11 protein-coding genes are annotated in these 13,468 nt (G+C 54.0%); 10 read left to right on the plus strand and 1 reads right to left on the minus strand.

Translation table 11 applies throughout. From position 1 onward, the window contains the following. The first annotated feature begins 53 nt into the window (after window positions 1–53). Together MT343_RS02030 and MT343_RS02035 are read left to right on the plus strand one after the other, a co-directional pair. Window positions 54–1,730 carry a sensor histidine kinase gene (locus MT343_RS02030; RefSeq protein WP_186436029.1) on the plus strand — a complete coding sequence of 559 codons (1,677 nt, stop codon included), beginning with the start codon at window positions 54–56 and terminating at the stop codon, window positions 1,728–1,730. Continuing rightward, window positions 1,720–3,060 carry an HD domain-containing phosphohydrolase gene (locus MT343_RS02035; protein ID WP_145470795.1) on the plus strand — a complete coding sequence of 447 codons (1,341 nt, stop codon included), beginning with the start codon at window positions 1,720–1,722 and terminating at the stop codon, window positions 3,058–3,060. Before MT343_RS02030 ends, MT343_RS02035 begins: the two co-directional genes overlap by 11 nt. Before the next feature lie 15 nt (window positions 3,061–3,075). Here the strand turns inward: MT343_RS02035 and ribA are convergent, their stop codons facing one another. Beyond that, entirely contained in the window at window positions 3,076–3,732 is a 657-nt protein-coding gene (gene ribA, locus MT343_RS02040; protein WP_145470796.1) for a GTP cyclohydrolase II, read from the minus strand. A gap of 247 nt (window positions 3,733–3,979) precedes the next feature. Between ribA and MT343_RS02045 the strand changes: the two genes are divergently transcribed. The 8 genes from MT343_RS02045 to MT343_RS02080 all read left to right on the plus strand — a co-directional run bounded on the left by MT343_RS02045 (window position 3,980) and on the right by MT343_RS02080 (window position 13,460). Continuing rightward, window positions 3,980–4,657, plus strand: coding sequence for a zinc metallopeptidase (locus MT343_RS02045; protein ID WP_145470798.1), 678 nt, complete (start codon window positions 3,980–3,982; stop codon window positions 4,655–4,657). Window positions 4,658–4,722: 65 nt separating this feature from the next. Then, window positions 4,723–6,810, plus strand: a complete 2,088-nt coding sequence (locus MT343_RS02050) for an ATP-binding protein (protein ID WP_145470800.1) — start codon at window positions 4,723–4,725, stop codon at window positions 6,808–6,810. Continuing rightward, window positions 6,803–7,624, plus strand: a complete 822-nt coding sequence (locus tag MT343_RS02055) for a mechanosensitive ion channel family protein (protein ID WP_145470802.1) — start codon at window positions 6,803–6,805, stop codon at window positions 7,622–7,624. The genes MT343_RS02050 and MT343_RS02055 overlap by 8 nt, the downstream gene beginning before the upstream one ends. A gap of 76 nt (window positions 7,625–7,700) precedes the next feature. Further along, entirely contained in the window at window positions 7,701–8,468 is a 768-nt protein-coding gene (locus tag MT343_RS02060) for a hypothetical protein (protein ID WP_145470804.1), read from the plus strand. A gap of 28 nt (window positions 8,469–8,496) precedes the next feature. Continuing rightward, window positions 8,497–9,321, plus strand: a complete 825-nt coding sequence (gene nudC / locus MT343_RS02065) for an NAD(+) diphosphatase (RefSeq protein WP_145470806.1) — start codon at window positions 8,497–8,499, stop codon at window positions 9,319–9,321. 215 nt (window positions 9,322–9,536) lie between these two features. Further along, a complete protein-coding gene (locus MT343_RS02070; RefSeq protein ID WP_145470808.1) occupies window positions 9,537–10,922 on the plus strand; it encodes an SWIM zinc finger family protein in 1,386 nt (461 codons plus the stop codon). Then, window positions 10,916–12,388 carry a DUF5691 domain-containing protein gene (locus MT343_RS02075; RefSeq protein WP_145470810.1) on the plus strand — a complete coding sequence of 491 codons (1,473 nt, stop codon included), beginning with the start codon at window positions 10,916–10,918 and terminating at the stop codon, window positions 12,386–12,388. Before MT343_RS02070 ends, MT343_RS02075 begins: the two co-directional genes overlap by 7 nt. Then, entirely contained in the window at window positions 12,381–13,460 is a 1,080-nt protein-coding gene (locus MT343_RS02080) for an ATP-binding protein (RefSeq protein WP_145470812.1), read from the plus strand. Before MT343_RS02075 ends, MT343_RS02080 begins: the two co-directional genes overlap by 8 nt. Window positions 13,461–13,468: the final 8 nt, after the last annotated feature.

The following is a 13,468-nucleotide window of genomic DNA, read 5'->3' on the forward strand; positions in this document are numbered from 1 at the left end:
CTCCCAGACAGTGCTTTACTGATAGCTTAAGCAATGTCCAGGGAGAGGAACTCATGGCTAAACGTCATGTTCTGCTCAGTCTGCTGATTTCCACCATTATTGGATTTGGAGTCTACGAGCTCAGCGTCCGCGTAGAGCAGCAACGTACTGCCGCTGTTTCCCACGATTTACTGCAGCATGTATACATCCGTTCGCTGCGAGAGTATTACCAGCTGCTGGCAGATGCCGAACAACTGCTGAACGATCATCCGCCAGGTTATGTTGAGCTGCAGCAATACCGGCAGAATTCGCCGCTGGGGCCGTTCATGCTGATCAGTGAGGAAAGCAGTGAAAAGCTGGCCGTTACCGGCGACTGGTTGCTGCATATGTCGCTGCAGGATCTGAAAGCCGATATCACTATTCCCGGCCGTCTGGTCGAGCGTCCCGGTCTGGTGCTGACTCTCCATTCCGCGATGAAAGAGCGCAGCCTGATTGTCCGCCTTGAACTTTATGAATGGTTGCAGCAGATCACCTCCGATATGGGTTATGGCGATATTCCGATACTGGTGATGTACCATGCCCAGCCATTATCCGATCCGGCGCCGCAGCAGCGTCAGCAGATGATGGTATTCAATGATTTTCTGTTACCGGAATTCAGCCTTTATCTCGATCGCAGTCAGATCGAAGGACACTTTTTTCAGACCTATTTGCCATATTCGGCTGCCAGTGCTGCTATGGCGCTGAGCCTGCTGTTACTGATTATTCTGTTTTATCAGTATGGCCGCCGTATGCAGGTCAGCCGAGAGCTTGAAGGCCGTTCAGCTGAGCTGGCAGAAACCAGTCATATTCTGCGTACCCAGATGGCGCTGAATGCGCGCAGCCAGAAAGAACTGCTGAAAAGTAATTATCAATTGCGCGGTCTGAACCGTGATCTGGAAAACGCCCAGACACGGCTGAAACTCTCGGAGCGGCTGGCCGGGTTGGGAGAGCTGTCGGCCGGTATTGCCCACGAAATTAATAATCCAGTGGCTTATATCAGCAGTAACCTGAAAGAACTGGGCCATGATCTGCAGGCGTTGCTCGATTTTGTCCAGTCCATCGATGAAGCCTCTGACCTGCTGGATATTAAGTCAGATTTCTATCAGGAGCTGCTGCTCGCCTACCAGCGTCTGGATATCCCGCATGTGTCCAGCGTGGCACCTTCTCGCCTGCAGGACTGCATTCGGGGTACCGAACGTGTTACCCAGATTATTGCCGATATGCGTAAGCTGAGCCGTACCCAGTCGCATATGCAATGGTGCCAGCTGAATGATGACGTCAGCAGCATTATCAATATCGCCCGTTCCCGACTGCCCGACAACGTAAACCTGACGGTAGAGCTGATTGATCTGCCGGAAGTGTTCTGTAATCCATCGCAGATTGGCCAGGTCGTACTGAATGTGCTGATCAATGCCATTCAGGCGCTGGAGGGCTGTGGCGGCAATATTTATATCAGTGAAGCACTGGATCAGAATGTGCTGAGTATCAGTATCCGCGATGATGGCCCTGGTATGGAGAACAATGTTGCATCCCGGGTGTTCGAACCCTTTTTTACCACTAAACTGGAAGGAGATGGCACCGGTCTAGGGCTGGCGCTGTGCTACAAACTGATGCAGGAACATCAGGGAGGGATTGAGCTTGAGACCGCTCCCGGTAAAGGCGCTTGTTTTACCCTGATTCTGCCGATCGGAGAAAAGAACCATGCTGAGTGACAACGTCCAGACTCTGGTACGGGAAAAACACGGCCGCTTACTGATCGTGGATGATGAAGAAGCCGTGCTGCAGGCACTGAAACGCTTATTTCATCGTCACTACGATGTCGTGCTGGTTACCAGCGGAGCCGCCGCTGTGGAGCTGCTGCAGCAGGAAGAGTTTGATCTGATCATTTCCGATATGCGCATGCCGGGCATGAGTGGGGCTGAACTGCTGAAGCATTGCTTTGAACAGTATCCGGAGATGATCCGTATTCTGCTGACGGGTTACTCCGACCTGGAATCCGCCATCAAAGCGGTTAACGAAGGCAATATCTATCGTTATATATCCAAACCCTGGGATAACGATCAGCTGCGCAATATCGTGGCCGAGGCGCTGGATACCCGCGAGCTCAAGGCCGCCAATATTAAGCTGAATGCGCATATTACCGAGCAGAATGCCGAACTGGCGCGCCTGAACCGAGAGCTGCAGGATAAATACCAGCAGAAATCCGATCAGGTCGGCGAGGCCGAGGCCAAGCTGAGTGACGCTTACCGCACGTTGCGGCAGGAGTTTAACAGCATGGTGCACATTCTGGTTGGCATCATGGAGGCACGTAATGGTGAAGAAAAAGGCAGCAGCGAGCGTCAGGCGCGGCTGGCAAAATTATTTGCTGAGTTTTCCGGTCTCGACGGGCAATCCATTCAGGACGTTTATTACGCCGCTCTGCTGAAGAATATCGGTAAGGTATCGCTGCCGGACAGTGTGCTGGGCAAAGCACTGACCCAGATGAGCGCCAACGAAAAATACGAATATGCCCACTTCACCATTAATGGCCAGACCAGCCTGATGCTGCTGGAACCTTTACAGAATGTCGCCAATATCATCCGCTCACATATGGAGCTGTATAACGGCAAAGGCTTTCCCGACAAGCTGAGTGGCAATGCCATCCCCAAAGAGGCGCGCATACTGCGTATCGTCAGCGACTATGTTGAGCTGCAGCGCGAACATAACTTTCTCGGCGAAACCCTGGATGAAGAAACCGCCAGAGCCTATCTGCTGAAAATGGCCGGGCAGCGTTACGACCGCGAGCTGGTGGATGTCTTTATGACGGTGCTGGATGACTTTGAAGAAGGTGTGGTGCCGAATCTGGAGCGTATCAACATCAAAGAGGCGCGCGTTGGTATGATTCTGGCCGGCAATCTGGTCAGTCCGGCGGGGGTGGTTCTGCTGTCAGAAGGAACACAGCTGACGGAGCGTCATGTGGCCAAACTGCAGGCCATGGAGCGGCAGTTCGAGGGCCATGAAATCAAACTGCACGTGCGGCGGGAATCCGCCGCGAAAAAGTAAGCAACAGGCCGTTACTTACTTCTCAGTGTCGTCGCTGCTGCCCGGAATATCATCATCCTGATGAGTGACAATACCGGCTGCCGATTGCGGCAGATAATGCCCCAGCTTGCTGGCTTTGGTGTTCAGATAGCCATCGTTATGCGGGTTGCGTCCCACCTGTAACGATACCCGCTCAACCACATCAACCCCGGCTTCGCTCAGTGCTTTTACCTTGCGGGGGTTATTGGTCATCAGACGGATAGCGTGAATTCCCAGATGATCGAGCATTGGCCGGCACATGCTGTAGTCACGCATATCGGCGCCAAAGCCCAGCTGTTCGTTGGCCTCAACGGTGTCTGCTCCCTGATCCTGCAGGTTATAGGCACGGATCTTATTCAGCAGGCCAATGCCACGGCCTTCCTGACGCAGGTACAACACCACACCACGGCCGGCTTCGGCCACAGCGCGCAGCGCTTCTTCCAGCTGGTAGCCACAGTCACAGCGCATACTGAACAGCGCATCGCCGGTCAGACATTCAGAATGTGCCCGTGCCAGTACCGGCTCGCCATTGGCGATATCGCCCATGGACAGAGCTACGTGCTCTTTGCCGTTGCTGCTGTCTTCAAAGCCATGCATGGTGAAGACACCGAACGGTGTCGGTAATTTGGACGAAGCAATGAATGTGATACTCAATGGGAGTACTCCTGGGTAAAACAGGGCGCGTATTCTAACAGTCTGACACTGCCCTGCCTAATGCGATGTCGCCAAAGACCGGCGGCTTGTTATCCACTGTGGCTTTGTTGTTGCCGTGGCGATTGTGCATCAATGCCCCCGGGAGCAGGCGGAATACAGGGAAAAGTGCAGTAGAATTGCACCATCAGAACGTCACTGGCGGCGTTATTTTTCTCTCAGCGAACAATGAATACAGGAAACCGACCCAATGATCTGGCTGCTGTTGGCCTTGTTAGTACTCGCGATTCTTATTTTACCCGGCGTATGGGTGCAGCATGTGCTGAAAAAGCACAGTGCTCCGCGCAATGATTACCCGGGTAACGGTGGCGATATGGCGCGTCACCTGCTGGCCAAACTGGAGCTGAATGATGTGCAGGTGGAAGCCACCGATCAGGGGGATCACTATGATCCACGCAGCAAAACGGTACGTCTGACCAGCGATAAACTGGACGGCAAAAGTCTCACCGCGGTAGTGGTCGCAGCCCACGAAGTCGGCCATGCACTGCAGCATGCGCGTAAAGAAACCCTGTTTCAGAGCCGCACCGGCTTTGCCGTGCTGGCCTACTGGATGCAGCGTATCGCTCCATTGGCGCTGCTGCTGGCGCCGTTTCTGGCGGTGGTTGCCCCTGTTGCCTCGCGTTTTGCCCTGGTTGTGGCGGTTGGAGCCATGCTGATCGGCACTCTGGTGCATATTGTTACTTTACCGGTGGAGTGGGATGCCAGCTTCGGTAAAGCGCTGCCATTGCTGCGCGAAGGAGAGTATCTGGACGAGCGCGATATGAAAGCCGCGCACAGCATTCTGACGGCAGCGGCTTTAACCTATGTTGCCGCTTCGCTGGTCAGCCTGCTGAATATTGGTCGCTGGCTGCGCTTATTGCGGCGCTGATATTGTGCTGCCTTTTCGTTTAGGGCCTGTTAACGTGCACGCATGGACACCGTAGTGAGTGAAGGATGAACCTGTCTCAATATTCCAGCCGCCGTTATTTCCTGTTACTGCTGGCACCGTTTCTGGCGGTACTGTTGCTGGCGCCTGCCGCACATGCGGCTTTACCCGGAATCGACTGGCCCGGATTGGCAATGATGCTGCGTGCAGAATGGCAGCAATTGCACACCACCTTAAATAATGTTGTCAGCGCCTGGGACAGTCTGCTGCATGGTATTCCCGAAGGTCAGCGCACACAGGTAATTATGAACAGCGGTGCACCGCTGCTGCTGGTTTTTCCCCTGCGCTGGCTGGCCAAACTATTTGCCAACTGGACTGCCAGTATTTTAGCGGCGCTGCATAACCGTCTGATCGGTGGCGGTATTCATCATCAGGGACTGCGTGCAATTACCCGGTTTATCAGTGGTATTACACCACTGCTGCCCTGGGTGCTGCTGCTATGGCTCAGCACGTTGCTGCCGCCTATGCAGCAAGAAACCGCCGGAGTGGGAGGCGCACTGCCTCTGCTGATGCAGGTTTATATTCTGTATGTGTTGCTGAAACTGGCTTCGGAGTGGTTTCTGTTCAGTGTTTGTCAGGGCGCTGGCAGTTATTTAAATGCCGACAGCACCGCGCTGCTGGAGCAGCGTGCCCGTTCATCGACTTCCTGGTTGCTGCTGCCCTGGGCGCTGATTGCGCTGGCCGATTATCTGTTTCACCGTTCGATGATCAGTCAAATGGTGGGTGGTTTTGTCTGGCTGTTCAGCTGGGTGGTTATCAGCTACCTGCTGCATTTTTACCGCGAAGAATTAATACAGAATCTTAAGCGTCTGTTGCCCGAACAGATGGACCCTCTGATTGAAAAAGCCGGTCATGGGCGCTTTATGAATCTGATTCTGCCGCTGTGGATTCCTTTTAATCTGCTGCTGTTCCTGCAGGCATTTATTGCCCAGTTGCTGGTGGAATTTACCTGGTATCAGAAGCTGAATGCACGCTGGTTCCGTATGAAAAATACGGTGGCTGATAACGGCGAAGAAGATGATCAGGGGGAATGTACCGACGACAATTATCTGCGCTGGTTTAATGCCGGCAATGACTGGGATTATCCGATTATCGATACCGGTCTCAGTGCTGCTATCCGCAAGAATTTTGATGCCTGGGACGCCGAACGCAGCGACGATAACGTTATGCTGATTACCGGCGAGCCGGGTATCGGTAAAAAATCGGCGGCCAAACGTTTTGCCAATGCCCTGCAGAATGAAAACAGGGAGGTGCAGATCCGGCAGCTGGACGTGCCGGCAAAAACCACTAATGCCGCCGACATTTATCGCCTGATAGGTGACGCGCTGGAAATAGATTTAAGTGCCGGCCCGGCAGCACTGGTAGCCCAGGATGAACAGCTGCAACCAACGCTGATTATTCTCAATAATGCTGAAAACTCATTCCTTGCCGACGTAGGTTGCCTGGATGGCTGGCGCACACTGCTCAGCCTTACCAATACCCGCGTACAGAATATTTACTGGCTGATTGTTATTAATAATCAGAGCTGGGCTTATCTGTGTAATGTGTTTGGCCGTGATTATCAGATGCGTAATGTGATCCGGGTAAAACGCTGGACGCAGGCAGAAATCCGTTCGCTGATTTTGTCGCGCAACCAGAAGAGCGGTTATCGCCTGCAATACGATGATGTGCTGATTGATCCGCGCTCGCCGGTTGCCGGTGCGCTGCGCAATGCCGAGCAACGTTATTTCAGCCTGCTGTGGGATGCCTGTCACGGTATTCCGGTCACGGCGCTGATGCTATGGAAAGAGTCGGTCAGTACCCAGCGTGGTGTGGCTACAGCCAGCATTCCACGTTTGCCTGCCAGCATCGGCTTTGAAAAATCCGGGCCGCGCATGCTGTTTATTTTTGCGGCCATTGTAACCCACGGCAATCTGACTACGGCCGAACTGGTACGGGTAACCAATACCGCAGAAAACATTGTACGCTTTGCTCTTAAAACTGGGCTGGAAGCCGGTATGATTGAAAAAGGCAATGATGGTCGCTACGGCATTACCGCGCTTTGGTATCACACCGTGGTGAGCACACTGAACAGGATGAATATGCTGAATGAATGAAACCAACGGTCTGGTCGATGGCCTGCTCAGCATCGCCGGTATTTTTAATCTATATGCGATTTTCTGGCTGATTATCGGTGGCTTTGCGCTGTGGGGGGGCGCTCAGGGATTAAATAACCTCAGCCAGAGGTTGATGGAAAAAATCCCCGCCCGGCGTTTTTTAATTCTGCAGATTTCCACGCTGCTGACGTTTGCGCTGTATATCTTCGGTACCGTTGGCTTATTTATTGCCGTGCTGCAACCGCCGAAAGAGCTGCTGTTTGCCGCCGCCGGTTCCGTGGCTGTTGCACTGGGTTTTGCCTTAAAAGATATTGCTGCATCGCTGGTGGCCGGTATTCTGCTGCTGTTTGACCGCCCGTTCCGTGTTGGTGACCGCGTCAGCTTTGGCGATACCTATGGCGAGATTGTTTCTATTGGTCTGCGTACCGTGCGGCTGGTGACACTGGACGATAATCTGGTCACTATTCCCAACTCGCGTTTTATTACCGATGTTGTCGCCTCCGGTAATGCCGGTGAGCTGGACATGATGGTGGTTACTGATTTTCATCTGGCCCTCGATGCCGATCTGGCTGAAGCACAAAAGTTAATCGAAGAAGTGGTGGTGACGAGCCGTTACGCCTATCTGAAAAAACCTGTGGCTTTTACTCTGGAAGAAGTTGAAATAGCTCATGTGCTTGCCATCCGTCTGCGGGTAAAAGCCTATGTGCTTGATGTGCGTTATGAAAAAGCCTTTCAGTCGGATATCGTTCTGCGTGGCACGGCGCTGCTGGCACAACATGATATTGCGCGTCCTAAACCGCTGCAGGCTTTATAGTGGTTTAATGTTTCTGGCCTGAGGTAACAATTGATATGATGCTGCCTTCAGGAATTCTCACCAGGGACATAAAAAAATGAACATTCTCTCTCTGCTTAAAATGCCGCTTATTGCCAGTGTTGTACTGCTCAGCGGCTGCATCGACGGCTTTGAAAAACATCTGCAGGATGCCATCAGCCTGTATGGCGAGCGCAAAGTGCAATACAGCGAACAGACCGGTGGCGCCACCGATGCTTTGTTTGACCGCTTGATTCTGACAGAAACCCTGTTGCTGCCGGTTGCCAAAACCTATGATGCGCGCGCTTATCCGTTTACCGAACAGGGCATTGCGATTATCCAGAATGACTTTGTGCCGATGGACGATAACCGTGGCTTTGATTACCCGTTACCGCCCGCAGCGGAGCTGACCGCAGAGCTGGAACAGCAGGCACGGGATATTATCCGGCAATTATTTGCCATTGACGGTCATGATGCCTTTGCCGTCAGTGATGCCGTCAATAACGTGCTGCGCAGTATTGATGTGTTGGAACACCGTCACAATATTTATCTGCCGATGAGCAAACACCTGATTGAATCTTTGGGCTATGGCGCGTTACACAGTTTGTATTACCGTTGCGAAAGTGCCAATAAAACCTACCAGCTGGGGCAGGATCTGATGGCACTGCAACTGCTGGCGATTAAAATCGGCAACCCGCTGGGTTACGACCGCGACGCTAACGTATTTCATCAGCAGCGTGTCGGCGTATTACTGAATGATTTACCCCATATTCCTTTTTTACAGGAGTATGACCAATACATTATGAATGACAGGGATCGCCTGCAGATTTGCCTGCAAGCGTTTTAAGTCCGGATTGATCGACGGAAAAACGGTTATGACCATCGAATTTATTTACCATCCCGCCATCGTGCCAGGCGAAGACAGCCCGCAAACTCTCAGCCTGTATTTTCTTGGCGAGCGTCTGCTGCTGAAGCCCGGGGTGATGGACAATGCAGAGCAAGCCATGCCGTGGACAACCGATTCCGTTGAACAGGACCCACGGCTGGAGTTATTGCTCGGCAGTGTTAATGGTGTGCCGCTGCGGGTGGTTGGTCTGGCCGATATTCCGCCGGGATTTGAAGAGGTGGCGCTGCGTGATTATCTGCTCGCCGCCAGCGACGATATTTTCCGTGTGGTAAATGCTGCCGCACAGTTACGTTACTGGCGCAGCACGCAGAACTTCTGCAGCCGCTGCGGCACACTGCTGAAACCTATTGTTAATGATCGGGCGCTGGTTTGTCCGGCGTGCAGCTATCGTTCTTATCCGAAAATATCCCCGTGTGTGATTGGCGTTGTGCGCAAAGGACGGACATTATTGCTCGCTCACTCCAACCGCCACCGCACCGCCATGTATTCCTGTCTTGCCGGTTTTATTGAAGCCGGCGAAACCGCCGAGGAAGCACTGGCACGGGAAATATTTGAAGAAGCCGGAGTTCAGATTAAAAATCCGCGCTACCTCGTCTCGCAGGCATGGCCATTCCCGCACCAGTTAATGCTCGGCTATTTATGCGACTACGACAGTGGTGAACTGAATATCGACACCACTGAACTGGAAAGTGCCGACTGGTTTGATATTGACAACCTGCCGCAACTCCCGGCGCCACAGACCGTGGCGCGTAAATTAATTGAAGCGGCGGTGGAGCTGGTGCGAAACGAATGAGACTGTAGTCAGCGCGGATAAATTATCTGATGATATCTGTGTCAGTATTGTGCATTGATCGATTTCTTTTTAAGCCGGAATCGGGCACCATCCGACTTTAATCAGCCATTATATGGCCAATAAATATCATGCCGGGTAAATACTTGCTAACCCGGTATAACCGACCTTCTCAGTCTGCCCGATAAGCACAGCAGGCAAGAAAACAAGGACAGGAAATGGAGCTCCCGTTACAGGTCGTGCAGGACCTGGCCCCGGATCAGTCATCTCTGGGCGCTGCAAAAAAACTGCTTAACACCTCTAAATGGCCCATGTTGGGTCTGGCGTCTGAATTAAATACCATTTGGGGCCAATGTCAGGGCTCCGGGGCCAATCCCTATCTCACCATGGCCGACGTTGCCGATCATGGTTACAAATGTACCTGCCCATCCAGAAAATTTCCCTGTAAGCATGTGCTCGCTCTCATGTGGATCTTCAGCGAAAGCCAAAACAGCTTTGTCGAAGCCACTCCACCGGAATGGGTAGCCGAATGGCTTTCCCGCCGTCGGCGCAGCTCGTCTGGTGCAGCCAGTACAGACGAGCCTAAAGCCGTTGCCGTAAAAGATATTGCCAGTGCCGGTAATGATGAGCCGATTCTCAGCGCGGAAGAACTGGCGAAAAAAGAAGCGCAGCGGCAAAAGCGCGCCGAGAGTGCGATGCAGGCGACCGAGCGCAGTGTCCGCGATGGTTTAGGAGAGCTTGAATTGTGGATCCGCGACCAGCAACGCACCGGCCTGGCCGGGCTACTGAAAGATCTACGCCCGCGTGTGCGGCGTATTGCGGCGCGTCTGGTCGATGCCAAAGCCAGTACGCTGGCGGCACGGGTAGACGAGTTACCTTCATTGCTGGCCGGCTTGCCGCTGGAACGGCAGCTGGCTCGCCTGGTGGAAGAGTTGGGCATGTGGGTACTGTTATCGCGTGCATGGCAGACCGCCCCTCAGGACCCGGACGCACGTCGTGCTTTGCTCGGAGCAGAGAACCGGGAGCAGCTTCTGAACAGCCAGCCAACGCCCGTTAACGGGCGTTGGCTGTGTGTCGGAGAGCGAATCGAAACCCGTCGCGATGGACTGGTAAGCCATGCCACCTGGTTGTGGCCGCTGGATGGCCAGTGCGCTTCTGCTGCCATGTTGCAGGACTACAGCCCGGCTTCTGCCGGTAAGCGCGAGGCCAGTCTCAGGATCGGGACCCAGATCGAAGGTGAGCTGGTGTTTTATCCATCGCGGCTGCCTGAACGCGCGATATTGGCTCAGTACAGGATTGTTGAGCCGGATGTAGTGTCATGGCCCAGCGCCGTGGTGCAGAGCCCGCAACAGGCGTTGTTGTCACTGCGCCGAGCATTGCCATGGCAGCGCACAGTTACGCTGCTGCTTGGTGGTTGCTGTCTGATGCAGGACAACGGCGCGGGCTACTGGCTTAAAGCCGGTGACCAACTGTTGCCGCTGGCGAATAACGATCTGCCCTTGCTGGCTTACGGCGAACATTTGGCGGCCTTTATTTGTTGGGACGGCGTTGCCGCAGAGCTGCTGTCGGTTGCTTCTCCACAATGGGGGATGATTGCATGCTGAGCACCGAAATCCTGACGCAGGATCTTGCACGGGTCGATGCGCTCAAGCAGAGCTGGTTAATAGGCGATGGTGGTTCGGCTGGCGCATTGCCGCCACACTGGCCGCTGCCTGAAAACACACAGGATGATGACCGCGCGTTGCTGGCGCTGGCGTATTGCAGCCAATATCCTTTGCTGGAGCAGATTGCCGTGCCGGAGCAGCTAAAGCCTCTCTCTGCGCTACCGGCGTTGTGCTTACCGACTCTGGCGACGGAGTGCCGTCCGGCCTTCCGGCAAATATTGGCAGCACTGAGTAAGCACGATGGCCTGTATTGGCGGCTGTTCAACCTGTTGGTGAGTCGTGGAGTTGCACCACATCCTCTGGATTGGTTGCCGACCGCCAGTGAACACCGCTTACCGGCGGCATTAGCTCCCTGGCTGCGCTGGGTTGAGGGTGGGGATATTGCCCTGACAGAAACAACCTGGAGCGATTTCAGTCCGGCTCAGCGACTGAACATCCTGCGGGAGCTGCGCCGTGATGCTCCGCACGATGCCCGCTCGTTACTTGCTTTAATGGCTCCTTCTGAGCCGGCCGATAAACGCTTCGACCTGTATGAATTGCTCAGTTTGGGATTGAGTCACGCTGATCTGCCCCTGCTGGAAACACTGGAGCAGGATCGCTCGCAAAAGATTAAAGAACTCGCTGTGCGTTTTAAAATGCGTCTTGGCGAGCATGAGCCGCAGGTACAGGATGAAACTATCACTGAGTTACAGGGTTGGCTGATCAGTAAAACCCGTGGCTTGCTGCGCCGCGAGACCCTGCTGTTGGCCCCGGAACTGAAAAACAGCGTGCAATACCGCGACCGCTGTCAGGCATTGGCCAGCGTACCGCTGCCAGCACTGGCTGCCAGTATGGGGCTGACGCTGAATGCGTTGCTGGAACAATGGTCTTTTTCCGACAACCGTGGCAAAGGCAATTACAGCCCTAATGAATCCCTGTTGCATAACATCGCCGATAGTCTGCCGGAAGCGCAGGCTATGCTGGCTGCTGAAAGACTTCTGCAAGCCGCTGCTGCCGACGGTATCGATCCGTCCATTCAGCTGCTCATTCTGGCTCCCAGGCTGAGTGATGAGGCACGCGTCAGGCTGGCCGCTCATCTGCTTGCGCGGGCGGATCTGCTCCCCAATACCCCGGTTGTTCTGTTCGCTGAGGAATGGTGCTGGCTCAGCCTTGAAGCGTTCAGCCAAAGCCCTTCGGTGGCCTTGTTAATGCAGCGTATAAAAGCGCTGTCCAGTGCAGACGAGCCAGAAGATGCTGATTACCTGTTGACGCAGGCCATGAGACAAATTGGTTTATGCCTGGGCTATGACTGCGCGCAGTGGTTGTTGGCGCAGATAACAAACATGGGGTTATCACCCCTGCATCCCTTACTTGAATATTTGAAATTTAACGTGAGTTTAAAACAGGAAGGACGGAAAGATGAGTGACGTATTAAGGCAACCGGCAGAAGTCATTTATCAGGCTGAGCTGGACGCTCTGAAGGCAGAAGATCAGGGGCAGAAACCAGAGAACTGGCAGATGACTCCGAAGAGCGTGGTTAAGTACTTGCTCGGCGGCACCACCGCCTCGGGCGTGGAAATCAGCCCCAAGTACATTGGCAGCCGGCGCCTGATCGAAACCGCCGTCGCAACACTGGCCACCGACAGGGCACTGTTATTACTCGGGGTGCCGGGCACGGCCAAGTCCTGGGTGTCAGAGCACTTGGCCGCGGCGATCAGTGGCAACAGCTCCCGTGTTATCCAATGCACTTCGGGGACAGATGAAAACCAGATCCGTTACGGCTGGAACTATGCCCAGTTGCTGGCCAAAGGGCCGAGTAAAGAAGCGCTGGTGCCGACGCCGCTGTTCCGTGCCATGGAAGCGGGCAGCCTGTGCCGGCTGGAAGAGCTGACGCGCATGGGCTCGGATGTACAGGACACCCTGATTACCGTGCTGTCAGAAAAGATGTTGCCGGTGCCGGAGCTGAACGAGGTGGTGTTCGCCAAGCGCGGTTTTAATATCATCGCCACCGCCAATAACCGCGATAAAGGCGTTAATGAGCTGTCATCGGCGCTGAAGCGCCGTTTCAATGTGGTGGTGCTGCCGCTGCCGGATGATATGGAACAAGAGATCGAAATTATCCGCCGCCGGGTTGCTGAAATGGGACAAAGCCTGTCGTTGCCGGTACCGGAAAGTGCCGGCAAAGAAATTGAAAAAGTCGTAACCATTTTCCGCGAACTGAGAAGTGGCACCACACTGGACGGCAAAATGGCGCTCAAAGTGCCTTCGGGCACACTCTCTACGGCTGAAGCCATTGCCGTCATGGTTGGCGGCCTGAGTCAGGCGGCGTGGTTTGGTGATGCGTCATTTGGTGCGGCCGATATCGGCGCCAATCTGTTGGGCGCGATTGTTAAGGACCCGGTGCAGGATAAGCTGGTACTCGAAGAGTATCTCGAAACCGTGCTGAAAAAGCGCAATGACTACAGCGATTATTATCACAGCATCAACGAGTTGCTTTAAGCCGGAAC

The sequence above is a fragment of the Venatorbacter sp. C2-1 genome (assembly GCF_022832715.1).
Taxonomy (GTDB): Bacteria; Pseudomonadota; Gammaproteobacteria; order Pseudomonadales; family Oceanobacteraceae; genus Venatoribacter; species Venatoribacter alkanivorans.

Excerpts from the sequence above, each read along its gene's own strand:
- MT343_RS02030 (WP_186436029.1), top strand. The coding sequence starts at position 54 with ATGGCTAAACGTCATGTTCTGCTCAGTCTGCTGATTTCCACCATTATT.
- MT343_RS02035 (WP_145470795.1), top strand. The coding sequence starts at position 1,720 with ATGCTGAGTGACAACGTCCAGACTCTGGTACGGGAAAAACACGGCCGC.
- MT343_RS02045 (WP_145470798.1), top strand. The coding sequence starts at position 3,980 with ATGATCTGGCTGCTGTTGGCCTTGTTAGTACTCGCGATTCTTATTTTA.
- MT343_RS02050 (WP_145470800.1), top strand. The coding sequence starts at position 4,723 with ATGAACCTGTCTCAATATTCCAGCCGCCGTTATTTCCTGTTACTGCTG.
- MT343_RS02055 (WP_145470802.1), top strand. The coding sequence starts at position 6,803 with ATGAATGAAACCAACGGTCTGGTCGATGGCCTGCTCAGCATCGCCGGT.
- MT343_RS02060 (WP_145470804.1), top strand. The coding sequence starts at position 7,701 with ATGAACATTCTCTCTCTGCTTAAAATGCCGCTTATTGCCAGTGTTGTA.
- nudC (WP_145470806.1), top strand. The coding sequence starts at position 8,497 with ATGACCATCGAATTTATTTACCATCCCGCCATCGTGCCAGGCGAAGAC.
- MT343_RS02070 (WP_145470808.1), top strand. The coding sequence starts at position 9,537 with ATGGAGCTCCCGTTACAGGTCGTGCAGGACCTGGCCCCGGATCAGTCA.
- MT343_RS02075 (WP_145470810.1), top strand. The coding sequence starts at position 10,916 with ATGCTGAGCACCGAAATCCTGACGCAGGATCTTGCACGGGTCGATGCG.
- MT343_RS02080 (WP_145470812.1), top strand. The coding sequence starts at position 12,381 with ATGAGTGACGTATTAAGGCAACCGGCAGAAGTCATTTATCAGGCTGAG.